Genomic DNA, 22,723 nt, shown 5'->3' on the forward strand with positions numbered 1-22,723 from the left:
CGCACGACCGAGCGACGCGCGCCTTGGCAATATCGGAAGAGTAGGAGAGAGAGGGAGAGATGGACGCAATTCTTGCATTCTTCACCTTCATCCAGGGCCTCGGCGTCAGCGTCATGATGCCGATCCTGCTTACCATCTTCGGCACCATCCTGGGCGCCGGCTTTGGTAAGAGCCTCAAGGCCGGCCTGACCGTCGGCGTCGGCTTCATCGGCCTCAACCTCGTCATCAACAACGTCCTCGGCACGAGCCTCGCGCCCGCCGTCGAGGCCATGACCGAGCGCTTCGGCCTCGCGCTGAGCATCATCGACGTGGGCTGGCCCGCGTCCTCGGCCATCGCCATGGGCTCCACCATCGGCCTGTTCATCATCCCGCTGGGCCTCGTGGTGAACATCCTCATGCTCATCACCAACACCACCCAGACGATCGACGTCGACATCTGGAACTACTGGCACTTCGCCTTCACCGGTTCCATCGTCTCGATCATCACTGGCGACATCATGCTCGGCTTCGCCGCGGCCGTCATCAACATGGTCGTGGTCCTGATCCTCGGCGACATCACCGCGCCTCAGGTCGAGAAGTCGCTCGGCATGCCCGGCGTCTCGCTGCCCCACGGCTTCACCGCCGCGTTCGCTCCGATCGCCATGCTCGTCAACTGGATCATCGACAAGATCCCGGGCGTCCGTGACATCAACCTCGATGTCGAGTCCATGCAGAAGAAGTTCGGCGTCTTCGGCGAGCCCCTCATGGTCGGTACCGTGATCGGCATCGTCATCGGCTGCGTCGCCTACTTCGACCCGGCCGACGTCGCCGCCTCCGTGACCACGATCCTCACCCTGGGCGTGTCCCTCGGCGCCGTGCTCGTGCTCATCCCGCGCATGGCCGCGCTGCTGATGGAGGGCCTGCTCCCCATCTCCGACGCCGCCGCCGCGTTCATGCAGAAGCACTTCGCCAACCGCGGCAAGATCTACATCGGCCTCGACTCCGCCGTGGGCGTCGGTCACCCCGTGACCCTGTCGCTCGCCCTGATCCTGATCCCCGTCATGCTGCTGCTCGCCGTCATCCTGCAGCCGCTCGGCAACCAGGTCATCCCGTTCGGCGATCTGTCCACCGCCACCTACATGCTCGTTCTCATCACCCCGATCGTGAACCAGAACGGCTTCCGCGGCCTCATCGTCGGCATCATCGTCCTGTCCGTCGGCCTTCTCATCTCCACCTACATGGCGCCGTTCCAGACCGCCGCTGCCCTGCAGTCCGGCTTTGACGTCGCCTCCTACGCCGGCAGCTCCGACGCCCTCATCTCGTCTCTGTGCGACGGCGCCAACCCGCTGACGTTCGTCTTCGTGTTCCTGGCCAACATCAACGGCTGGGTCTGCATCGGCGTCACCGGCGTCCTCGCCGTGGTCTTCGCCGTGTGGAACCGCATGCGCATCCTCAAGGAGGCCAAGGAGCTCCACGAGCAGGCCTAAGCCTGTCATGACAGTCGGGACCTGTCGGGGCTCCTGCACCCCCGGCACCTGAAGAAACTGTCCGGAGGCCCGCGACCGCACGTCGTTTTCCGGCTGCGGTGGCGGGCCTCCCCTCAAAGCACAACGTGACGACCACGAGGGAGGACCGTGAGCGAGAGCACCAGGGCCGAGGCGACGGGCGGCGAGCTCGCCGCTACCGGCACGACCTACGTCTACGACGACAGACGCTATCTCTTCGACGTCCAGATCACGGGCGTGGTGGGCGCCGTCGCCGTGGTCGCCGGCATCGTGATGGTCGCCGTGAACTTCCTCGCCTTCGTCGGCGTCATCGCCTTCGTGGTAGGCCTCTACACCGCCTTCAACACCTTCGTCGCCCGCTGCTACCCGCGCACGGTCACGCTGGGCGAGAAGGACGTCACGTTCGAGTCGTTCGGCCGGCGCGACACCTACGCGCTCGCCGACATCACGCGCCTGCAGGTGCGCGAGAACGCCCGCGCGCTCGCGGTCTACGTCCGCATCAACGGCGGCGGCCTCACGCGTGGCCGCTACTTCGTGGGCTGCGGCGACATGTACGACGAGAGCGGGGAGAAGGCCCGCGCCCTCTTCGACTTCTTCCTGGACACCGAGGCGCGCCTCGACCCCGACAACATCCGCGTGAGGGCCCGTCGCCAGGAGGCGGCCAAGGCAAAGGGCGACGGCAAGCGCCGCTGAGCCGCCCGAACGCAAGCAACGGCCCGCCCGAGGGCGGGCGACGACGAAAGGAGTGTCAGCATGCTCGTCAACCTTCGCGACATCTGCGCCATCGCCGAGCAGAACAACATGGCGATCGCCTCGTTCAACGCCCCGAGCTTCGAGGCGTGCCGCGCCACGATCGACGCCGCCGAGGCCACGGGCTACCCCGTGATCCTCTCCCACGCCGAGGCGCACGAGCCGTTCATGCCGCTCGACGCCATGGGCCCGGCCATGGTCGCGCTCGCGGAGCGCTCGAGCGCCATGGTCTGCGTGCACCTCGACCACTGCGAGCACCTCTCCTACATGCGCCGCGCCCTCGAGATGGGCTTCAACGGCGCCATGTACGACGGCTCGATGGAGCCCTACGAGGTCAACGTCGAGAACTCCGCCCGCGCCGCGGCGATGTGCCACGACTTCGACTGCGGCCTGGAGTGCGAGCTCGGCTCCATGGGCTCGCGCGAGGGCGGCGCGTCGGCCGAGGGCGGCACCGCCGAGGAGGCGGGCGCCATCTACACCGACCCCGACCAGGCGCGCGAGTTCATCGAGGCAACCGCGCTCGACATCCTCGCCTGCTCGTTCGGCACGGTGCACGGCCTGTACAAGGGTGAGCCGCACCTCTCCTTCGACGTGCTCACCGCCATCCGCGACCGCGTCAAGGTGCCGCTCGTCATGCACGGCGGCTCCGGCGTCTCCGACGAGGACTACGTCAAGGCCATCAACGCCGGCATCCGCAAGGTGAACTACTACACCTACGGCGCCAAGTTCGCGGGCGAGGCCGCCACGGCCACGGTCGACCGCATCCGCAACTCCGGCTCCGGCCAGCCCGTGTACTGGCACGACCTCACCTGCGCGGCTTACGACCGCCTCGTCGAGGACTTCACCTCCGTCATCAAGGTCTTCGCCAACGGCGCCGAGCCGCTCGCGTAGCGCAAGGCCACCAGCAGAAAGGAAAGCACATGTCCGCCGTCGACACCAGCCTCTTCACCCCGGAGCTCGTCTTCTTCGACTTCGAGGCCGCAGACCGCGACGAGTTCTTCACCAAGCTCGGCGACGAGCTCAAGGCCCGCGGCTACATCAAGGACACCTGGCACGAGGCCATCACCACGCGCGAGAAGAACTACCCGACCGGACTCGCCTGCGAGGCCGTCCAGGTGGCCATCCCGCACACCGACCCCGAGCACCTCGAGAAGCCCTATATCGCCGTGATCCGCCCCAAGAACCCCGTGGACTTCGAGCCCATGGGCGGCATCGGCGACACGGTCCACGCCGAGCTCATCATCAACCTCGGCCTTCTCGCCCACGCCAACGACCAGGTCGCCGTCCTGCAGGCCCTCATGATGGTCTTCATGGACGACGCCGCCGTGGCCGACGTCATGTCCCAGACCACGCCCGAGGGCATGGTCGAGACCATGGTCAAGTACTGCGGCCGCGAGCAGTAGACCCGACCCCAGACGTCCTCGGCGCCCCCGCGAGCACCCCTCCGCTCGCGGGGGCGTCTCCCTGCCGTGGGTCCTTCTCGCCCGCCCTTCTCGCCCCTCTTATCGCCCGCCCTTCTCGCCCCTCCCGGAGGTTATGCGACATCCTGGAGGTTATGCGACGTCGCCTTGCCGAGAAGGACGATGGGGCAGCCTGTCTACCTGCAAACATAGTTATTGCAACCGCATACATACCCTCGCGGATGCCGCATAACCTCGACGATGCCGCATACCCTCGCGGATGTCGCATACCCTCCCCGCGGGGTGGCGTGCGGCCGTTTTGGAGATTTTCCGCTCCTCTCACCTGCGCAAACGAAACCATCTGCAGCTCGCGGGCCCGCTGCGCGGCGCGTTGTAGTCCGGCCGGTCGGCTATCCTAGAGACGTCAAACTTACGCGAATCTCTCACCTGTCTGACGGGAGCTGCGCCCCATGGCATTCGTCCATCTGCACAACCACTCCGACTTCTCGATCCTCGATGCCGCCACGCGCGTCTCTGACATGGTCAAGCGCGCCGTCGACCTCGGCATGCCGGCGCTCGCCCTCACCGACCACGGCTACATGTTTGGCATCCCCGACTTCGACATGGAGTGCCGCAAGTACAACGACGCCCAGAAGGACATGGGGCAGTGGCGCCACGACGTTGAGTGCTTCCAGAAGGGGTGGGAGCTCGAGGAGCCCGCGCCCGACGCGCCGGACGCCGCCCCGCACGACCGCGTCCACGCCCAGTGGGCCTCCGACGTGCGCGTCTGGGAGGAGACTCACGACCTCGACGCCGTGCGCGCCAACCGCCCGAGCCTGCTCATCAAGCCCATCTTTGGCTGCGAGGCCTACTTCATCACCGACGACTGCATCGAGAAGGGCACGCGGCAGCACCGCTACCACCTGATCCTGCTCGCCAAGAACGAGACCGGCTACGTCAACCTCATGAAGATGATGAGCGAGGCCGCCTCGGGCGACATGTTCTACTACTACCCGCGCACCACCCTTGACATGCTGCGCCGCTACCACGAGGGCATCATCTGCACCTCGGCGTGCGTCTCGGGCATCATCCCGCGCATGTACTTCGACGGGCGCCCGGACGAGGCCCGCCGCTGGGCCCTCACCTACAAGGAGATCTTTGGGGACGACTTCTACCTCGAGGTCCAGGACCACGGCCTCGCGGACCCCAACTGGGGCGGCTTCACCGACCGCACGCTCTCCGAGCAGATCGTGAAGCTCGGTCGCGAGCTGGGTATCAAGGTCGTCGCCACCAACGACAACCACTACCTCACGCGCGAGGACGCCCCCACCCAGGACGTGCTCTCCTGCATCGGCACCGCCTCCAAGCTCGACGACGAGAACCGCAAGCGCATGACGGGCACCGAGTTCTACCTCAAGAGCGAACAGGAGATGCGCGAGCTCTTCTCGTGGTGCCCGGAGGTCATCGACAACACGCTCGAGGTGGCCGAGAAGTGCAGCTACGAGCTTGACTGGTCGCACATGTACCTTCCCAAGTTCCCGGACCTCGAGCCCGGCGAGACCTCGGAGGAGCGCTTCCGCAAGGAGTGCGAGACGGGCCTGGCCAGACGCTACGGCGAGAACTGGCGCGAGCTCACCGTCGGCGGCGAGAACGTCAAGGAGCGCTTTGAGTACGAGTACAAGGTCATCTGCGAGAAGGGCTTCGCCGACTACTTCCTGATCGTTCAGGAGTACGTGCGCTGGGCCAAGCGAAACGGCATCGGCGTGGGGCCGGGCCGAGGATCTGCGGCCGGCGCCATCGTGGCCTACGCGATGGACATCACCACCTTCGACCCGCTCGAGAACGGCCTCATGTTCGAGCGCTTCCTCTCCCCGCAGCGCTCCGAGATGCCCGATATCGACATGGACTTCGACGACGAGCGCCGCCTCGAGGTCGTGGAGCACGTCCGTCAGCTCTACGGCCCCGAGCGCGTCTGCCACGTCATCACCTACTCCACGATCAAGGCCAAGCAGGCCATCAACGACGCCGCGCGCGTGCTGGACTTCCCCGTCTGGCAGGGCCAGAAGCTCTCCAAGATGCTCAACAACGACCCCAAGCTCACGCTCGGCGCGGCCCTGCACAAGACCGAGAAGCATCCCGACCAGTACTCGCCCGACTTCGAGGCGGCCTACAACGACGACGCCGACATGCGCCGCATCATCGACGCCGCGCTCTCGATCGAGGGCCTGCACCGCGGCGAGGGCGTCCACGCCTGCGCCGTCCTGATCACCCCCACGCCGGTGAACGACCACGTGCCCACCAAGGTCGACACCAAGGGCGGCGTGGAGATCACCCAGTACGAGGGCCACTCGGTCGCCGACATGGGCCTGCTCAAGATGGACTTCCTGGGACTGCGCACCCTCACGGTCATCTCCAAGGCCCTGGCCAACATCAAGGCAAACCACGGGGTGGACATCAACGTCGACGAGATCCCCTTCGACGACCCGGAGATCTTCAAGCTCATGCGCGAGGGCCGCACGGCCGGCGTCTTCCAGATCGAGTCCGCGGGTATGACGTCCACGATCAAGAACATGCGCCCCACCGAGTACAAGCAGGTCGTGGCTCTTATCGCCCTGTACCGCCCGGGTCCTCTGGGCGCCGGCATGGTCACGAGCTACATCAACCGCATGAACGGCCGCGAGGAGGCCGTCTCCTACGACCCGCGCCTCGACGACATCCTGGACGAGACCTACGGCACGATGGTCTACCAGGAGCAGGTCATGAAGATCTCGATGAAGATGTCGGGATTTTCGGCCGGCGAGTCGGACTCCCGCATCCGCAAGCCCGTGGCCAAGAAGAAGATCAAGCTCCTCACCGACACGGTCTTCCACTGGGACGACGGCAAGGACGAGACCACCTACGACCACTGGATGAACGGCGCCGTCCAGAACGACTACAAGAAGGAGACGGCCCAGAAGATCTGGGACGACGTCCTGGAGTTCGCGTCCTACGCCTTCAACAAGAGCCACTCCGCGGGCTACGCCATCCTCGTCATGCAGACGGCCTGGCTCAAGGCCCACTACCCCAAGGAGTACATGGCCTCGGTCCTCACGTCCTACATGGGCAAGACCGACAAGATCGTCCACTACGTCACGGCCTACCGCCACGAGGGCGTGGCCATCCTGCCGCCCGACATCAACGAGTCCGGCCGCGACTTCACGGCCGTCCCCGAGGGCGTGCGCTTTGGCTTTGCCGGCATCCGCGGCGTGGGCGAGGGCGTGGGCGAGGCGATCATGGAGGAGCGCGAGAAGAACGGTCCCTTCAAGAACCTCCACGACTTCGTCGACCGCATGGACACCGCCCAGGCCAACCGCCGCGTGGTCGAGGCGCTCATCTGCTCGGGCGCCTTCGACTCCACGGGCTACACGCGCATGCAGCTCATGCGCTTCGTCGACAAGACCAACCCCGAGAACATCATCGACGCCGCCACGCGCCGCCAGAAGGTGCGCGCGAGCGGGCAGATCTCGCTCTTCGACCTCTTTGGCGACGTGGAGGGCTCCGGCTTCGAGGAGCAGGTCCCCGAGCCCGACGGCGTGGAGTGGGACCGCTCGGTCAAGCTCGCCCGCGAGCACGAGGTGCTCGGCCTCTACGTCTCGGACCACCCGCTGCGCCCCTACGAGTACGCGCTCGCCAAGAACCGCGACTACACGATCGCCGACATAGAGCTCTCCGAGGAGTACGCCGACCCGACGGGTGCCGTCCACGAGCGCTTCAAGGTGCCCGAGGGCAAGGTCATCCGCCTCGCCGGCATGGTGTCCGGCGTGCAGAAGAAGACCACCAAGAACGGCGACTCCATGGCCATCGTCACGCTCGAGGACATGGAGGGCGAGGTCACGCTCGTCGTCTTCCCCAAGCTCTACAAGAAGTGCGCCTCGGCGCTCGCCGGCCAGGTCGACGAGGAGACGGGGGAGAGCTCGGGCGACGTCTTCGTGAAGGTGGAGGGCAAGCTCGAACGCTCCGACCGCGGCAACCAGATCATCTGCATGGCCGTGGAGCCGCTCGTGCTGGACGAGAAGTCCAACCGCCCCAAGGTGCTCGAGGTCAACATCCCGGCGTCGCTGCTCACGCGCCCCTACATGGACAGCCTGGGAGCGGTCCTCGGTCGCTATCCCGGCCTCGACCGCGTCGAGCTGCGCGTGGAGGCCACCTCCGGCGACGTCATGCGCATGGAGCTGCCCTGCCGGATCGACGCGCGCAACATGGTCCTTCTCGCTGAGATGACCGACCTGGTGGGTCGTCAGGGCAAGGTGCTCGTGGCGTAGGGGCGTCTCGCCCGCGCGTCAAAACGCCCGACTTGGCACGAAACCCTCTGCCAGGTCGGCACGTTTTTACAGGCCGCGCAGCCAGGCGAGATAGGCGGCGGTGCTGGCCTCGAGCTCGTCGTCGGTGAGGGCGCCCTCGGTGCCAAAGAGCGTGAACGGCTCGGCCACGCAGGTCGCGCCCACGTAGTTGGCCGTCGCGCGGAAGGGGATGATCACCTCCGCCGGCGTGAAGCCGACGGTGCCCTCGCGACAGTAGTTGGCCTCGACGTCGCCGGCGCACATGGCCACCGCGAAGCGCTTGCCCGCAAGCATGCGCCCGGGCTCGCCGGGTGCGGCCGCCTCGCCGCCGTATGCCCAGCCGAGACCGTAGACCTCGTCGGTCCAGGTGCGTAGCAGCGCCGGCGCGCTGTACCAGTAGACCGGGAACTGGAAGACGATCGTGTCGTGCGCGGCGAGAACCTCGCGCTCGACCTCCACGTCCTTCTCGCCCAGCGTGCCGTCGGGGTAGAGCGCGTAGAGGTCGCGTACGACGAACTCGTCCGGGTGGGCGGCGAGCTCGCGGGCCCAGCGCCGGTTGACGCGGCTGGTTCCCGAGAGGCTGGGGTGGGCTACGATCACGAGCGTGCGTGGGTCTGCGGCCATGGGTCCTCCTCGACGGCGTGTGTGCGTTCGACACCGTTTTACCACCTCCGGGCCCCGCCCGCGCTTCTCGGCTTAGGGACGCCGCCGTACGGGTACGAGAGGGACAACGGGCGCAGACGGCGCCCGACCCATGAGAGAGGACCTGCCATGGCCGAGGTCAAGTTCTACCGCTGCAACCACTGCGGCAACATCGTGGCCGTCGTGAAGGACGGGGGCGTCACGCCGAGCTGCTGCGGCGAGCCCATGGAGCTGCTCGTCGCCGGCTCCACCGACGCGGCGGCCGAGAAGCACGTGCCCGTCGTGGCGCGCGACGGCAACCACATCGTGGTCTCCGTCGGTGAGGTGGCACACCCCATGACCGAGGAGCACTACATCGAGTGGATCGCGCTCGTGACGGACGGCAAGCTCTGCCTGAAGCACCTTGCGCCGGGCGACGAGCCCAAGACCAAGTTCGGCGCCTGCTGCTCCGAGGGCGGCACGGTCTACGCCTACTGCAACCTGCACGGCCTCTGGAAGGCCGACGTCTAGGCTCGACGTCCAACGGACTCGGCGGGGCCCCGGCGACGGGGCCCTTTCGTGTGCGGGGCCGCGGCGGCGGGTCCTTCTCGGCCTCCCGTGGCCCTTCTCGGCCCCTTTCTTCGCCGAGTGTACGAGTTTGCCTAGGCGCTGCCGACAGCCCAAATCTCCCAACAGGCAAAACGTGAGCCCGGGCGGGACGATTTCCCGTCGGATGCGGAGAAACTCGTACACTCGGCGGGTGAGGCAGGGGGGGGGAGACGAGGGAGGTGCGGCGGCCGAGAAGGACGGTGCGTCCGGTGGGTGTGCCACAATGAGGGGCGAGAAGAACGAGAGGGGAGCACATGAGGATCGCCATCGCACAGATCGCCACGCGCGCGGGTGACTTCGACGGGACCGCGCGCCGGATGGCGGAGGTCTCCCGTCGCGCCGCCGACGCTGGAGCCGACCTGCTGGTCTTTCCGGTCGCGGCGCTCTGCGGCGTCACGCCCGTCCAGCGCACGGACCGCGAGGGGTTCCTCATCGACCTGATGGAGTGCCTGCTGGGTCTCATCGACGAGCTGGCCTGCCCCTGCCTGCTCCCCGTGCTTCTCGACACCGACGAGGCGGCTCTTCCCGAGGCGCTGCTCATCGACGAGGGGGAGATCCGCCCCGTGCGCCTCGCCGCGCGCCTCGAGTCGGCGTCGGCCGGACGAGGCGACGCCGCGGCGGACGCGCTCCCGGAGGTGCCCTTCCGCGGCGCGCGCCTGGGCGTGGCGTTCACCTACGACGACCTCGACGTCTATGACGACTACGACTACGACGTCGACGTGATCGTGTTCCTCTCCGGCTACGGCTTCGCCGCCGACGACCCGTCGAGCGCGCTCGGCACCTCGCTCACCGAGGGCCGCTTCCTCGCCGACGCCGAGGCGACGGGCGCCTGGGTCGTGGGCGTGGGGTCGCTCGGCTGCTACGACACCCAGGTCTTCTGCGGCTCGAGCTTCGTGCTCGCGCCGTGGGGCGAGCTGGCGGCGCAGTCGCCCGCGTTCGAGGAGGACCTGCTGGTCTGTGACGTGGACCCCTCGGCCGAGGGCCCGCTCGCGGACCCCGTGACGCCGGAGGTCTACGACGCGCCGCTCATGACGTGGGGCGCGATCGGCTCGGGCCTGTCGTCGCTCGTCCGCGAGGCGGGCGCGACGGGTGCGTGCGTCGCCGTGACGGGCGAGCTCGCGCCGATGCTCGCCGCGACGCTCGCCGTCGACGCGCTCGGCCCCACCAACGTGAGCGCCGTCGTGGCGCGGGGCATGGGCGCAGAGCGCGACGCGGACGCCCTCGCCCTCGTTCGCGCGCTGCGCCTGGACGAGAAGGACGTCGAGGTCGTCGACGTGAGCGCCGCCGAGGACGACGTCGCCGCGGAGGACCTGCTCGCGTGCCGCCTCGCCGCCCTGGCGCGGCGGACGGGCCGCGTGCCGCTCGGCTCTCTCGACAAGACCGGGCGGGCCCTCGAGGCGTCGCCCGCGCGGGCGAGCGTCGCGGCCGTGGAGCCGTTCGCCGACGTCTATCGCTCCGACCTGCTCGCCCTCGCGCGCACGCGCACCACCATCTCGCCGGTCGTCCCGCCCGCCGCCCTCGCGCGCTTCCATGTTCCCGACGTCGCCGGGGGACCCGACTCCGCCCCGGCCGAGGCGCGTCTTGCGTTCGTGGACCTGGTGCTCTCGAGCTACCTCGAGTGGGAGCTCCCCGTCTCCGACATCGTCGCCGAGCGCGGCCGCGCCGAGGAGGTCTCGGCCATCGTGGGGCGCCTGCGCGACCTCGAGGCGACGCGCCCCGCCCGCGCGCTCGCGCCCACCGTCTCCTCGCGCACGCTCGACGAGGCGCGCCAGGCCGTGGGCCTCGCCTGGCGCGACCGTCCCCGCGACGACGGCGAGCGCCTGGAGGCGCGCATCAGGGACCTCGTCGGCGACGCGGCCGACGAGCCCCGCCCCGATGACGCCGACGACGAGCGCGCCGGCTCGGACGCGCCCCCCGAGGGGGAGATCCGCGACCTCATGGGCTACCTCCGTGACTTCTCCGCCGGCGGGGCCTTCTCCGCGATGGGGGGCCTTCAGCGCGGCGAGTCGTCCGGTCGCCACGAGGGTGGCGCGCCGCGCACGCCCGACGTGTGGAACGGTCCCTTCTCCGAGAACTGACGCCGAACGCCCCTCACGGATGTGATAGCATAGAACGGACGTTCGCATGAGAAGGGGGAGCATGGTCATTCTCGGCATCGACCCGGGTCTGGCCCACACGGGCTGGGGCGTCGTGGAGACGCGCGGGACGGCGTGTCGCGCGCGGGCCTACGGCTGCGTGACCACGACCGCATCCGAGCCGATCGACGTGCGCCTCGGCAGGATCTGCCGCACCCTCGCGGACGTGATCGAGAAGTACGGCCCCACCGAGCTCGCCATAGAGAGCATCTACTTCGGTGAGAACACCAAGTCCGCCATCGCCACCGCACAGGCGCGCGGGGCGGCCATCGTGGCGTGCTCGACGGCGGGGCTCAGGGTGGGGGAGTACACCCCCATGCAGATCAAGCAGGCCGTCGTGGGCACCGGTGCCGCCGACAAGCACCAGGTGGCGTACATGGTGAGGAGCGTGCTCGCGCTCGACCACGAGCCGCGTCCCGACCACGCGGCCGACGCCCTGGCCGCCGCCGTGTGCCACGCCAACGTCTCACGCACCAAGAGCCTGAGCGAGTCAAGGAGGATCCCCTCGTGATAGTGCAGCTGACCGGCACGCTCCTGGAGGTGACCCCCTCCCGCGTCGTGATGGACGTGGGGGGCGTCGGCTACGAGCTCGGCGTCTCGTCCACGACCGCCGCGTCCCTCCCGCACGTCGGCGAGGCGGGCGTCACCGTCCTCGCGCGCATGATCGTCCGCGAGGACGCGATGGAGCTCTACGGCTTTGCCACGCGTGAGGAGCGCGCCCTCTTCGACCAGCTCCGCGCCATCTCGGGCGTGGGGCCCAAGCTCGCGCTCTCGGTCCTCTCCACGTTCTCGCCCGGCGCCCTCGCGCAGGTCGTGATGGGGCAGGACGCCGCGCGCATGGCCCAGGTCCCGGGCGTGGGGCGCAAGAAGGCGAGCCGCCTGCTCGTGGAGCTCTCCGACGTCTTCTCCAAGAACGCCGAGCTCCGCGGCCTGGTGGGGCTCTCCGAGCCGGACGCCGCGCAGCCCCTGTCGGCGGCGCCCTCCGCCGGTGTCGAGTCCGAGGCCGCCGAGGCCCTGCTCTCCATGGGCTTCACCTCCCAGGAGGCCGAGCTCGCGCTCGAAGGACACGAGGAGGCCGGTGCCGTCACCATCGAGCAGGTGCTCGCCTACGCGCTGCGCCGCCTGGGGAGTGGTAGATGATGTGGGAGGCGAGCGAGAAGGACCTCTTCGCCGACGCCACCCCGCGCCGCGCCGCCGCGCGCGACGTCACCGGCGAGCTCACGGCCGACGACCTCGACCAGGACCGCACCCTGCGCCCGCGCACCCTCGACGAGTACATCGGCCAGGAGCGCGTTCGTGAGAACCTGCGCGTGCTCATCCAGGCCGCCCGCGACCGCGGCGAATCGCTCGACCACGTGATCTTCTCGGGCCCTCCGGGCCTGGGCAAGACCACCCTCGCGGGCATCGTCGCCAACGAGATGGGTGCCAAGATGCACACCACCTCCGGCCCCGCGATCGAGCGCGCCGGCGACCTCGCGGCGATCCTCACCAATCTCGAGGAGGGCGACGTCCTCTTCGTGGACGAGATACACCGCCTCAACCACCAGATCGAGGAGATCCTGTACCCGGCGATGGAGGACTTCTTCCTCGACATCGTCATCGGCAAGGGGCCGGCCGCGCGCTCGATCCGTATCGACGTGCCGCACTTCACGCTCGTGGGCGCCACCACACGCACGGGACTGCTCACCGGCCCGCTGCGCGACCGCTTTGGCATCTCGTATCGCCTGGACTACTACACCCCCGCCGAGCTCTCGGTCATCGTGGGCCGCTCGGCGCGCATCCTGGGGGTGGGGATAGACGCCCGGGGCGCCGCGGAGATCGCCTCGCGCTCGCGCGGCACGCCGCGCCTGGCCAACCGCCTGCTCAAGCGCGTGCGCGACTACGCCCAGGTCAAGCGCGAGGGGACGATCACCGGTGAGGTGGCGGCCGAGGCGCTCGAGTTCTTCGAGATAGACGCGCTCGGCCTGGACACCATGGACGTGCGGATTCTCACCGCGCTCTGCGAGACCTTCCGCGGCCGCCCGGTGGGGCTCACCACCGTCGCGAGCGCCGTCTCGGAGGACCCTGCCACGCTCGAGGACGTCTACGAGCCGTACCTGCTGCAGTGCGGCCTCATCGTACGCACACCGCAGGGTCGCCAGGCCACGCTCGCGGCCTTCGACCACCTGGGGATGGAGCCGCCCGCCCGCTAGGGGCGCGTCCTTCTCGCCCCGCGCGCCCTGCGTCTGGGATATGATAGGGGACGTGAAGATGCAGGCGTCGCACCTGCCGTTCCGTAGCAAAGGAGAGCCATGAGCCAGTTTGTCAGCGAGAAGAGCGTCTTCGTCAACCAGAACCTCGAGTCGCGCGAGGCGCTGCTCCGCTTTGTCTCCGACAAGGCCGCCGAGTTTGGCATCACCGACAACGCCGACGCCGTCTACGACGCCTTCATGGCACGCGAGGCCATGGGCGAGACCGGCATGACCGACGGCTTTGCCGTGCCGCACGCCAAGTCCGACGACATCAAGGACGCGGCCGTCATCGTGGTCAAGAACGCCACCCCGCTCGAGTGGCCGAGCTTTGACGAGAAGCCCGTCGACGTCGCCATCGCCCTGCTCGTCCCGGGCGGCGAGGCCGGCACCACCCACATCAAGCTCCTGTCCAAGACCGCCGTGCTGCTCATGAAGGACGAGTTCAAGAACCTCGTCCACGGCACCGACGACGCGTCCGCCATCGCCGACGCCATCAACGCCGGCATCGACGAGGACTAGACGGACAGACAGTCGCATCCTCGGGCCCCGTCGGCGTGCCGGCGGGGCCCTCGTCATAGGGAGGCATCATGTTCAAGCATGCAGGCGACGCGCGCGTGGCGGTCTTCGTGGCGCCGGGCCTCGAGGAGATTGAGGGTCTCACGGTGGTGGACCTGCTCTTTCGCGCCGGGGTCCCGTGCGACACCGTGGCGATCACGCCCGAGCGCCAGGTGACGTCCTCGCACGAGGTCACTATCGTCTGCGACCGCTCCATCTGCGAGCCGGGCTTCTCGTTCGACGACTACGACATGCTCGTGCTGCCCGGAGGCATTCCCGGCACGCCCAACCTGCGCGCCTGCGCCCCGCTCTGCGACGCCGTCTCCGCGTTCGCTGCGGCGGGCCGCCCGGTCGCGGCGATCTGCGCGGCGCCGTCGATCCTCGCGGAGCTCGGCCTGCTCGAGGGCAGGCGCGCCACGTCCAACCCCGGCTTCCAGCACGTGCTCGCCGAGCACGGCGCGGAGCTCCTCGCCGACGAGCCCGTCGTCGTGGACGGTAACCTGATCACGAGCCAAGGCGCGGGCACGGCGATGCTCTTCGGCCTTGAGATCGTGCGCCACTTCCTGGGCGACGAGGCGGTGGAGCGCGTGCGCGCCGGCGTGGTACTGCGCTAGGGGCACGGCGCCGCGTCCTTCTCGCCCGCGCTCTTGTCGCCCCCCGCGCGCGAGTGTACGAGTTTCTCGCCTGCCGCCTTGAGCAGTTAACCGTATACGATAAAAACACAACCGATAAGGATATTCTCGTCAGGAGACCCGGTCGCTAACTCGTACACTCGCCAAACAATGGGGCGCGGCGAGAGGGGCGGGGCATGGATTCGGTCGTCTGCGGGGAGTCGGCGTTCGCGGTCTGGAGGACCCCGCCGCTCGTGCGCCTGCTCGTGAACCCCCTGTTCCGCGGCACCGGGACCGGCGTCTCCCTCGACCGCCTCGCGAGCCTTCGGACGGACCTCATGGCAGAGCGCGACCTGTGGCGCACCAGCGCAGGGCTGCACGCGAGGGGTCCGGCCGTCTTGCTCGACGTCGCCGAGGGGGTCATGCTCAACCTGCGCACCCTGATGGCGAGCGTGGAGGCCCCGGTCGACGTCCTGGTCGCCTCGCGCGAGGAGCGGCGCCCCTCCAGGCTGCTCCGCCCGCACGTCATGGACGCGAGGCTCGTCGAGGGGGAGCTCAGGCCCCTGGGGAGCCACCTCTCCCTGACCTCGCCCGCCCTCACCCTGCTCCAGCTTGCGCGGGGCCTCTCCCTCCCGCGGCTGGTCGCCGCCGTCTCGGAGGCGTGCGGGACCTTTGCCGTCTACCGCGCGCCCGGACCCGTCGCCTCCCTCGTCGAGGAGATGGCCGCGGGCGCGGGCGTGCCGGAGGTCGGCGGGTGGCGCCCCTCGTTCGACGGGGACGGGCGACTCACCGACCTCTGGTCGCGCCCGGCCCTGACGACCCCGGGGGAGATCGCCGCGCTGGCCGCCCGTGCGCGGGGCCAGAGGGGGCGCAGCGCGCTCGCTCGTGCGGCGGAGCTTGCGGTGCCCGGGGCGGCCTCGCCCTTCGAGGTGCAGACGGGCATGCTGCTCGGGCTTGATCCGGACCTGGGGGGCGAGGGGCTCGGCGGCTTCTCGCACAACGAGCGCATCGTCCTGGGCGGGCGGGCGCGCGAGATCGCCCGGCAGGACGGCTGCAGGTGCGACCTGCTCTGGCCGGGGGAGGGCGGGCGTGGCCCGCTCGACGTCGAGTGTCACAGCCGCACGTTCCACCTCGGGGAGGACCGGAGCCTCTCGGACGCCGACCGGGCGCTGGCGCTGCAGAGCATGGGCGTGGAGGTCCTGTTCGTGACCTACGCGCAGATTGCCGGCGTGCGGCGCTTCGACGCGCTCGCGCGCACGGTCGCGGAGAAGCTGGGGCGTGACGTCACGCCGAGGACGACGGACTTCCTGGCGGCGCGGGCTGAGCTGCGCCGTGAGGTCCTTGTCGACTTCGCCGATCTTCTCGCCTGAGCCTGTGTCGCGCCCTCGCGCCGAGTGTACGAGTTTCCCGCGCGACGGGGCCCTCGGACGGACGCTCGGCGCACGTTTTCCCAGTTGGCCGAGAAGAACGAATGGGGCTGAACGGCGAAACTCGTACACTCGGCGTGAGAGGGCACGGGCGAGAAGGACGCGGGGGCGCGGGCGAGAAGGACGCGGCATCCGGGCGCCGCATGTGACAAGCAGGTGACGGCTCCTTGACGGGGTGGCGCCCGCGTGCCATTGTCGGCGTGAAGAAAACGCGACGGGGAGGTTGGTTCGATGGAGCGCGTGCGGGTGTGCGTCGTGGGTGCCACGGGCTATGCGGGGGTCGAGGTGTGCCGCCTCGTCCTCGGTCACCCCGTGTTCGAGCTCGCCATGGCGACGGACCGCAAGGAGGCGGGGACGCGCCTCGACGCCGTCTACCCCTCTCTCGCCGGCTGCTGCGACCTCGAGCTCTCGCTGCCGGAGCCGGATGCCATCGCCGCGGCGGCCGACGTCGCCTTCCTCGCCGTGCCGCACACCGCGAGCCTGGCGCTCACGCCGGAGCTGCTCGCGCGCGGCGTCCACGTGATCGACCTCTCCGCCGACTACCGCCTGCACGACCCGGCGGTCTACGAGGCGTGGTACGCCACGCCGCACACCTCGCCCGAGCTTCTCGGCAAGACCGTCTACGGCCTGCCGGAGCTCTTCCGCGAAGGCATCGACGCGCTCGCCGCTTGCCGCGCCGCCGGCGAGGCCGTGCTCGTGGCCGTCCCGGGCTGCTACCCCACGGCGACCGCGCTCGCCGCCGCCCCGGCGCTGGCCTCCGGCGTCGCGACCGGCGACCTCGTGATCGCCGACGCCATCTCCGGCGTCTCCGGGGCCGGCCGCGGCTGCAACGCGCGCACCCACTTCTGCCATGCCAACGAGTCCGTCGAGGCCTACGGCGTGGCAAAGCACCGTCACACGCCCGAGATCGAGCAGACGCTCTCCGAGGTGGCGGGCCGCGAGATGTCCGTCGTCTTCACGCCGCACCTCGCGCCGCTCACGCGCGGCCTGCTCTCCACCGTCTACCTCGAGGCCGCCCCCGACGCGACCGCGGAGGACGTCCGCGCGGCCTACGAGCGTGCCTATGCGGACGAGCCGCTGGTCACGGTGATGCCGGCGGGTCAGATGCCGGCGACGGCCTCCGTCGCGGCCACGGCACGCGCCCAGGTGGGCGTCGCGCTCGACGACCGACGACGACGCACGATCGTCGCCTCGTGCGCGATCGACAACCTCGGGAAGGGCGCTGCCGCCCAGGCCGTCCAGTGCGCCAACGTCGTGCTGGGGCTCCCCGAGACCTGCGGGCTTCTCGCCCCGGCACCGCTCATCTGACACAGACACGGAGAAGGACCCCATGACCCATATAGCCCCGCTCGCAGTCCCCGCGGCGTCCGACACGCCCGAGGCCTGCGGCTTCTCCCCCTGCGAGGGCGGCATCTGCGCCGCCGCCGGCATCAGCGCCGCCGGCGTCTCCGCCGGCTTCCGCAGGAACCCCCAGCGTCTCGACCTCGCCCTCGTCGCCGCCGACGAGCCGTGCGTGACCGCCGCGACCTTCACCACCAACCGCTTCTGTGCCGCGCCCGTCACGGTGAGCCGCGAGCACGCGGCCGACGGCCGCGCCCGCGCCGTCGTGCTCAACTCCGGCAACGCGAACGCCTCCACGGGCGAGCCGGGCCTCGAGAGCGCCCGCGCCGCCTGCGAGCGCGTCGCCCGCGAGCTCGGCTGCGACGCCGACGACGTGCTCGTGTGCTCCACGGGCGTGATCGGCGTGCCGCTGCCCTGGGAGCCCTACGAGGCCGGCGTGCCCGCCGCCGTCTCCGCCCTCGCGCCCACCGCCGCCGGCGCGCACGACGCCGCCTGCGCCGTCATGACCACCGACACCTACGCCAAGGAGGTCTCGCTCGCCGGCGACGTCCCCCAGGAGGGCGGCGGCACCGTGACCGTGCACGTGGGCGGCTTCGTCAAGGGCTCGGGCATGATCCAGCCCAACATGGCCACGATGCTCGCGGTGCTGGCAACCGACGCCCCGCTCACCGCCGACGCCGCCCGAGCGGCCCTCTCCGCCGCGGTGGGAGAGAGCTTCAACAAGGTGACCGTGGACTCCGACATGTCGACCAACGACACCTGCATCCTGCTCGCCACCGGGGCGGCCGGGGGCGAGAAGATCGACCTTGCGCACCCCGCCTACCCCGCGCTCGCCGCCGCGGTGCGCGCCGCGTGCGTCGACCTGGCGCGCAAGATCGCCGCCGACGGCGAGGGCGCGACCAAGCTCGTCACCGTGACCGTCACGGGCGCCGCGACGGACGCCGACGCCGACACCGTGGCGCGCGCGATCGCCAACTCCCCGCTGGTGAAGACCGCCATCTTCGGCCACGACGCCAACTGGGGCCGCGTGGCCGCGGCCGCGGGCAAGTGCGGGGTGCCCTTCGACCAGTACGGCGTGGACATCGACTTCCTCGGCGTGCCGGTCTGCCGCGGGGGTCTCACCGTCCCCATGGACGAGGACGACATGCTCCGCCGCTTCGAGGAGCCCGAGATCCCGATCACCGTCGACCTCGGCATGGGGGAGGCGTCCACCCGCATCTGGACCTGCGACCTCACCCGCGACTACGTTACGATTAACGGAGACTACCGGACGTAGCCGGCAGGGCCGCGGAGCCGGGCGGGCGAAGTCCGCCGCGAGTTCCGCAGCCCGGAGGGGAGTTTGCCGACCAGGTCCGGCGCTCAGACAGCTTGGCGCAGAGGACGCGCCAAGAACTCGCGGCGGACCTGGTCGGCAAACTCCTCGCAGGGCAAGGACTGTCCGAAGCGCCGGACTTCGCCCGCCCGGCTCCGCGGCCCGGACGACCCGACCGTTCTTCTCGCCAGCGTATCGAAGGAGCAGACATGAAGCAGCGTGACAGGCAGCAGCGTGACGCCGCGGCCTCGAAGGTCGACGTCCTGAACGAGGCCCTGCCGTGGATCCATCGCATGGCGGGCAAGACCTTCGTCATCAAGTACGGCGGCTCGGCCATGGAGGACGGCGAGCTCTGCCGCCAGGTGGTGGCCGACATCGAGATGCTCAAGCTGCTGGGCATCCGCATCGTGCTCGTGCACGGAGGGGGCAAGGCGATCAGCGCGCACGTCAAGGCACTCGACCTGCCCGTGCAGTTCAAGGGCGGCCTGCGCGTGACCGACGACGCCACGATGGAGGCCGTGCGCGAGGTGCTCGTGGGCAAGGTCAACCAGGACCTGGTCTGGGCCCTCAACGAGTACGGCCACAACGCCGTGGGCATCTCCGGCGCCGACGGCAAGATGATCAAGGCCGAGCAGATCGACCCCGAGCTGGGTCGCGTGGGGCGCATCCGCGAGGTCGACCCGAGCCTCATCGAGACCATTCTCGAGGACGGCTACATCCCGGTGGTCGCCACGGTGGGCTGCGCCCCCGACGGCTTCTACAACATCAACGCCGACGTCGCCGCCGGCAAGATCGCCGAGGCGATGGGGGCCGACAAGCTCATCTACCTCACCGACGTGGACGGCCTCTACGGCAACGTCGACGACGAGGACTCGCTCATCCAGACCCTCACGCAGACCGAGACCCACATGCTGCTCGAGTCCGGCGAGCTGGACGGCGGCATGCTGCCCAAGATCCGATCGATCGCCGAGGCGCTCGACGGCGGCGTCTCCGAGGTCGTCATCCTGAACGGAACCTACCCGCACTCCCTGCTTCTCGAGATCTTCACCGACGCGGGCTGCGGTACCATGTTCACCAGAGACTAGACTCCAGGCGAAGGGAGCCCCCGATGTCCGAGGACGAGAAGAACAGCCAGGCCTGCGCCGTCGACGCCGAGGAGAGGCGCCTCGACGACACGTACGTGATGGGCACCTACGCCCGTCTGGGCGTCGAGTTCGTGAGCGGCCACGGGGCCACGCTCGTGGACGCCGCGGGCCGCGAGTACCTCGACCTTCTCGGTGGCATCGGCTGCGCGAGCCTGGGGCACGCGCACCCCGCCGTGGTGGAGGCCCTGCGCGAGCAGGCCGGCCGCGTCTGGCAGACGAGCAACTACTTCTACGCCGAGCATCGCGGCGAGCTGGCCGCGGCGCTCTCCGGGATGCTCTCCACCACGACCGACGAGGGCGGCCACGAGATGGGCTCCACGGGCACACGCTGGAAGACCTTCTTCGCCAACTCCGGCGCCGAGGCCAACGAGGGGGCCATCAAGCTCGCCCGCCGCTGGGGCGAGACCCACCTCGACGGCGCGAGCATCATCGTGACCGCGCGCCAGAGCTTCCACGGCCGCACGCTCGCCACGCTGGCGGCGACCGGCCAGGACAAGTTCCACCGCAGCTTCCGCCCGCTGCCCGAGGGCTTCGTCACCGTCTATCTGAACGACATCTACGCCCTGCGCGAGCGCGTGGAGCGCGGCGGCGTGTGCGCCGTCATGCTCGAGTGCGTCCAGGGCGAGGGCGGCGTCTGGAACGCCAACTACGACTACCTGCGCGACGTGCGCGAGCTCTGCACCGAGAAGGGCATCCTGCTGATCTGCGACGAGGTCCAGACGGGCTTCTACCGCTGCGGCTCGCCCTTCTGCTACCAGCGCTCCGGCATCGAGCCCGACGTGGTGGCCATGGCCAAGGGCATCGCCGACGGCTTCCCGATGGGTGCGGTCGCCGCCCGCGCCGAGGTGGCCGACCTTCTCGTCCCCGGTGACCACGGCTCCACCTTCGGCGGCAGCCCGCTCGCCTGCGCGGTGGGTCTGGCCTGCGTGAACGCGCTTCTCGACGCCGACATGGGCGAGCACGTGCTCTCCGTCGGGCGCCACCTGCGCCACCGTCTCACGGCCCTGCCGCACGTGAGCGAGGTGCGCGGCCACGGCCTCATGCGCGGCGCCCAGCTCGACGTGCCGATCGCCACGCAGATGGTGGAGGAGGGCCTGGCCGAGGGCCTGGTCATGAACCACATCGGCGACTCGATCCTGCGCTTCCTGCCGCCGCTCGTGATCACGCGCGAGCAGGTCGACGACGCCTGCGACCGCCTCGAGGCCCTCATCTCCCGTCTGGCGTAGCGAGCCCTGCCGCACTCCTCTCCGCCGAGTGTACGAGTTTCTCGGTTTGGGCTCGTTCGTGCTTCTCGGCCAACTGGGAAAACGTGCGTCTAGGATGAGCCCGGGCACCCCGAGCAGCGAGAAACTCGCACATTCGATGCAAGGGCCTGGGGCACGTGGCCCCTCGCGGCAGACGCCCGTGCCGGTGGGCCGGCCGAGAAGAGCCCCTATGCGGCGGTGCGCTCCGGGACGCGCAGCATCGTGACAAAGCCCACGACGAAGAGCACCGCGATCGAGAGCACGCCCAGGCTGGAGTTGCCGGTGAGCGCGGTGAACGTGCCCACGAGGAACGTGCCCAGGATGGCGGCGTACTTGCCGAAGATGTCGAAGAAGCCAAAGTACTCGTTGGCGCGTTCCTTAGGGGCCAGCTTGCCAAACTCGCTGCGGCTGAGCGCCTGGATGCCGCCCTGGAACATGCCCACCAGGATCGCCAGGAACCAGAACTCGGCGGCGGAGCGCAGGAAGAACGCGGCGAAGAGCGTGATGCCAAAGTAGGCGGCGATCGCGATCAGCAGCATGCGGCGCGTGCCGTACCTGGACGAGAGCCGGCCGTAGATGATGGCGCTCGGGAACGCCACGAACTGCGTCACCAGAAGCGCGAGCACGAGCTGCGTGGAGTCGATCCCCAGCTCGGTTCCGTAGCTCGTGGAGAGCTTGATGATGGTGTGCACGCCGTCGATGTAGAAGAAGTACGCGATCATGTAGTAGCGGATGGCGCGGTTGGCCCAGATCTCGCGCAGCGTGGCGGTCAGGCCGCGGACGGCGTTGGCCACGGCGTGCGGCGCGCGCGGCTTGTAGTGCAGCTGCTGCACGTTCCTGAGCAGGGGCACCGTGAAGGCGGCCCACCAGACGCCGGTGATGATGAACGCGATCTGCATGGCGGTCTGCAGCGTGATGCCCAGCGCCTCGTAGCCCAGGACCACGCCCAGGCACGCGATGAACGGCACGCAGCTGCCGATGTAGCCCCAGGCGTAGCCCTGGGAGGAGATCTCGTCCATGCGGTCGTCGGTCGTGGTGTCGACCAGCAGCGCGTCGTAGAAGACCATCGAGGAGTTGAGCGCCACCGACGAGATGACGTAGATCACCAGGAACGCCAGCGCCGTGGTCACAAAGCCCAGCGCCACCGTGGCCACCACGCCGGTGCCCACGCAGCCCACGATGAACTTCTTCTTCATGCCCTGCATGTCGGCGATCGAGCCCAGCACGGGCATGAGCAGCGCGATGATCAGCGACGCCACCGTCTCGGCGTAGCTCCAGGCCACCACGACCCCGCCGTCGGGGGACAGGGACGAGAAGTAGATCGGGATCACGCTCGTGGCGAGAAGGACGAGCGCGGAGTTGCCCACGTCGTAGACGATCCAGCTCTTCTCGGCCTTGGTCATCTTCTGGTGCGCCATGTGCTTCCCTTCCCGCGACGCCACAACGCCTCCATGTTAGGCGAGTTGGGGGCGCGTGACGCGTAAGAAGTGCGTAACGCCGGGCGAGAGGAACGACGCCCCGCGGATTGGGGCATAATCG

19 protein-coding genes are annotated in these 22,723 nt (G+C 69.4%); 17 read left to right on the top strand and 2 right to left on the bottom strand.

Features of this window, described 5'->3' with window-relative positions:
- Positions 1-59 precede the first annotated feature (59 nt).
- From B5F73_RS03240 to dnaE, 5 genes are all read left to right on the top strand, one after another.
- Complete coding sequence (locus B5F73_RS03240) at positions 60-1,466, top strand: PTS transporter subunit IIC (protein WP_087226357.1); 1,407 nt, start codon at positions 60-62, stop codon at positions 1,464-1,466.
- 147 nt (positions 1,467-1,613) lie between these two features.
- Positions 1,614-2,177: a hypothetical protein gene (locus B5F73_RS03245; RefSeq protein WP_087226360.1), complete on the top strand. Its 564-nt coding sequence runs from the start codon at positions 1,614-1,616 to the stop codon at positions 2,175-2,177.
- Positions 2,178-2,237: 60 nt separating this feature from the next.
- Positions 2,238-3,125 carry a class II fructose-bisphosphate aldolase gene (locus B5F73_RS03250; RefSeq protein ID WP_087226363.1) on the top strand — a complete coding sequence of 296 codons (888 nt, stop codon included), beginning with the start codon at positions 2,238-2,240 and terminating at the stop codon, positions 3,123-3,125.
- Between the two features lie 29 nt (positions 3,126-3,154).
- Complete coding sequence (locus tag B5F73_RS03255) at positions 3,155-3,637, top strand: PTS sugar transporter subunit IIA (protein ID WP_087226366.1); 483 nt, start codon at positions 3,155-3,157, stop codon at positions 3,635-3,637.
- 467 nt (positions 3,638-4,104) lie between these two features.
- Positions 4,105-7,935, top strand: coding sequence for a DNA polymerase III subunit alpha (dnaE, locus tag B5F73_RS03260; RefSeq protein WP_087226369.1), 3,831 nt, complete (start codon positions 4,105-4,107; stop codon positions 7,933-7,935).
- Between the two features lie 66 nt (positions 7,936-8,001).
- Here dnaE and B5F73_RS03265 read toward each other — a convergent pair whose 3' ends face one another.
- Complete coding sequence (locus B5F73_RS03265) at positions 8,002-8,577, bottom strand: NAD(P)H-dependent oxidoreductase (protein WP_087226372.1); 576 nt, start codon at positions 8,575-8,577, stop codon at positions 8,002-8,004.
- Between the two features lie 147 nt (positions 8,578-8,724).
- Between B5F73_RS03265 and B5F73_RS03270 the strand changes: the two genes are divergently transcribed.
- The 12 genes from B5F73_RS03270 to B5F73_RS03325 all read left to right on the top strand — a co-directional run bounded on the left by B5F73_RS03270 (position 8,725) and on the right by B5F73_RS03325 (position 21,166).
- Entirely contained in the window at positions 8,725-9,105 is a 381-nt protein-coding gene (locus tag B5F73_RS03270; RefSeq protein WP_087226375.1) for a desulfoferrodoxin, read from the top strand.
- A 332-nt stretch (positions 9,106-9,437) separates the two neighbouring features.
- Positions 9,438-11,261, top strand: a complete 1,824-nt coding sequence (locus B5F73_RS03275; RefSeq protein WP_087226378.1) for a nitrilase-related carbon-nitrogen hydrolase — start codon at positions 9,438-9,440, stop codon at positions 11,259-11,261.
- A gap of 61 nt (positions 11,262-11,322) precedes the next feature.
- Positions 11,323-11,829: a crossover junction endodeoxyribonuclease RuvC gene (gene ruvC / locus B5F73_RS03280; protein ID WP_087226381.1), complete on the top strand. Its 507-nt coding sequence runs from the start codon at positions 11,323-11,325 to the stop codon at positions 11,827-11,829.
- Positions 11,826-12,458 (top strand): Holliday junction branch migration protein RuvA, encoded by a 633-nt coding sequence (gene ruvA, locus B5F73_RS03285; RefSeq protein WP_087226384.1) that lies wholly within the window; start codon positions 11,826-11,828, stop codon positions 12,456-12,458. The genes ruvC and ruvA overlap by 4 nt, the downstream gene beginning before the upstream one ends.
- A complete protein-coding gene (ruvB, locus tag B5F73_RS03290) occupies positions 12,458-13,510 on the top strand; it encodes a Holliday junction branch migration DNA helicase RuvB (RefSeq protein WP_087226387.1) in 1,053 nt (350 codons plus the stop codon). Before ruvA ends, ruvB begins: the two co-directional genes overlap by 1 nt.
- 99 nt (positions 13,511-13,609) lie before the next feature.
- Entirely contained in the window at positions 13,610-14,068 is a 459-nt protein-coding gene (locus tag B5F73_RS03295) for a fructose PTS transporter subunit IIA (protein WP_087226390.1), read from the top strand.
- A 68-nt stretch (positions 14,069-14,136) separates the two neighbouring features.
- Positions 14,137-14,718: a DJ-1 family glyoxalase III gene (locus B5F73_RS03300; protein ID WP_087226393.1), complete on the top strand. Its 582-nt coding sequence runs from the start codon at positions 14,137-14,139 to the stop codon at positions 14,716-14,718.
- Positions 14,719-14,912: 194 nt separating this feature from the next.
- Positions 14,913-16,085 carry a hypothetical protein gene (locus tag B5F73_RS03305; protein ID WP_087226396.1) on the top strand — a complete coding sequence of 391 codons (1,173 nt, stop codon included), beginning with the start codon at positions 14,913-14,915 and terminating at the stop codon, positions 16,083-16,085.
- A 288-nt stretch (positions 16,086-16,373) separates the two neighbouring features.
- On the top strand, positions 16,374-17,450 hold the full coding sequence (gene argC / locus B5F73_RS03310; protein ID WP_087226399.1) for an N-acetyl-gamma-glutamyl-phosphate reductase: 1,077 nt from the start codon (positions 16,374-16,376) through the stop codon (positions 17,448-17,450).
- A gap of 22 nt (positions 17,451-17,472) precedes the next feature.
- Entirely contained in the window at positions 17,473-18,759 is a 1,287-nt protein-coding gene (gene argJ / locus B5F73_RS03315) for a bifunctional glutamate N-acetyltransferase/amino-acid acetyltransferase ArgJ (protein WP_087226402.1), read from the top strand.
- Positions 18,760-19,004: 245 nt separating this feature from the next.
- Positions 19,005-19,880, top strand: a complete 876-nt coding sequence (argB, locus tag B5F73_RS03320; protein WP_087226405.1) for an acetylglutamate kinase — start codon at positions 19,005-19,007, stop codon at positions 19,878-19,880.
- 23 nt (positions 19,881-19,903) lie between these two features.
- A complete protein-coding gene (locus tag B5F73_RS03325) occupies positions 19,904-21,166 on the top strand; it encodes an acetylornithine/succinylornithine family transaminase (RefSeq protein ID WP_239379784.1) in 1,263 nt (420 codons plus the stop codon).
- A gap of 206 nt (positions 21,167-21,372) precedes the next feature.
- On the opposite strand, the gene B5F73_RS03330 is transcribed toward B5F73_RS03325, so the two are convergent.
- Positions 21,373-22,602, bottom strand: coding sequence for an MFS transporter (locus tag B5F73_RS03330; RefSeq protein WP_087226409.1), 1,230 nt, complete (start codon positions 22,600-22,602; stop codon positions 21,373-21,375).
- Positions 22,603-22,723: the final 121 nt, after the last annotated feature.

It is taken from the genome of Olsenella sp. An270, assembly GCF_002159735.1.
Classification (GTDB): Bacteria; Actinomycetota; Coriobacteriia; order Coriobacteriales; family Atopobiaceae; genus Thermophilibacter.

Excerpts from the sequence above, each read along its gene's own strand:
- B5F73_RS03305 (WP_087226396.1), top strand. The coding sequence starts at position 14,913 with ATGGATTCGGTCGTCTGCGGGGAGTCGGCGTTCGCGGTCTGGAGGACC.
- B5F73_RS03250 (WP_087226363.1), top strand. The coding sequence starts at position 2,238 with ATGCTCGTCAACCTTCGCGACATCTGCGCCATCGCCGAGCAGAACAAC.
- B5F73_RS03265 (WP_087226372.1), bottom strand. The coding sequence starts at position 8,577 with ATGGCCGCAGACCCACGCACGCTCGTGATCGTAGCCCACCCCAGCCTC.
- B5F73_RS03325 (WP_239379784.1), top strand. The coding sequence starts at position 19,904 with ATGTCCGAGGACGAGAAGAACAGCCAGGCCTGCGCCGTCGACGCCGAG.
- argJ (WP_087226402.1), top strand. The coding sequence starts at position 17,473 with ATGACCCATATAGCCCCGCTCGCAGTCCCCGCGGCGTCCGACACGCCC.
- B5F73_RS03295 (WP_087226390.1), top strand. The coding sequence starts at position 13,610 with ATGAGCCAGTTTGTCAGCGAGAAGAGCGTCTTCGTCAACCAGAACCTC.
- ruvC (WP_087226381.1), top strand. The coding sequence starts at position 11,323 with ATGGTCATTCTCGGCATCGACCCGGGTCTGGCCCACACGGGCTGGGGC.
- B5F73_RS03330 (WP_087226409.1), bottom strand. The coding sequence starts at position 22,602 with ATGGCGCACCAGAAGATGACCAAGGCCGAGAAGAGCTGGATCGTCTAC.
- B5F73_RS03270 (WP_087226375.1), top strand. The coding sequence starts at position 8,725 with ATGGCCGAGGTCAAGTTCTACCGCTGCAACCACTGCGGCAACATCGTG.
- dnaE (WP_087226369.1), top strand. The coding sequence starts at position 4,105 with ATGGCATTCGTCCATCTGCACAACCACTCCGACTTCTCGATCCTCGAT.
- B5F73_RS03240 (WP_087226357.1), top strand. The coding sequence starts at position 60 with ATGGACGCAATTCTTGCATTCTTCACCTTCATCCAGGGCCTCGGCGTC.
- argC (WP_087226399.1), top strand. The coding sequence starts at position 16,374 with ATGGAGCGCGTGCGGGTGTGCGTCGTGGGTGCCACGGGCTATGCGGGG.
- B5F73_RS03300 (WP_087226393.1), top strand. The coding sequence starts at position 14,137 with ATGTTCAAGCATGCAGGCGACGCGCGCGTGGCGGTCTTCGTGGCGCCG.
- ruvB (WP_087226387.1), top strand. The coding sequence starts at position 12,458 with ATGTGGGAGGCGAGCGAGAAGGACCTCTTCGCCGACGCCACCCCGCGC.
- argB (WP_087226405.1), top strand. The coding sequence starts at position 19,005 with ATGAAGCAGCGTGACAGGCAGCAGCGTGACGCCGCGGCCTCGAAGGTC.
- B5F73_RS03275 (WP_087226378.1), top strand. The coding sequence starts at position 9,438 with ATGAGGATCGCCATCGCACAGATCGCCACGCGCGCGGGTGACTTCGAC.
- B5F73_RS03255 (WP_087226366.1), top strand. The coding sequence starts at position 3,155 with ATGTCCGCCGTCGACACCAGCCTCTTCACCCCGGAGCTCGTCTTCTTC.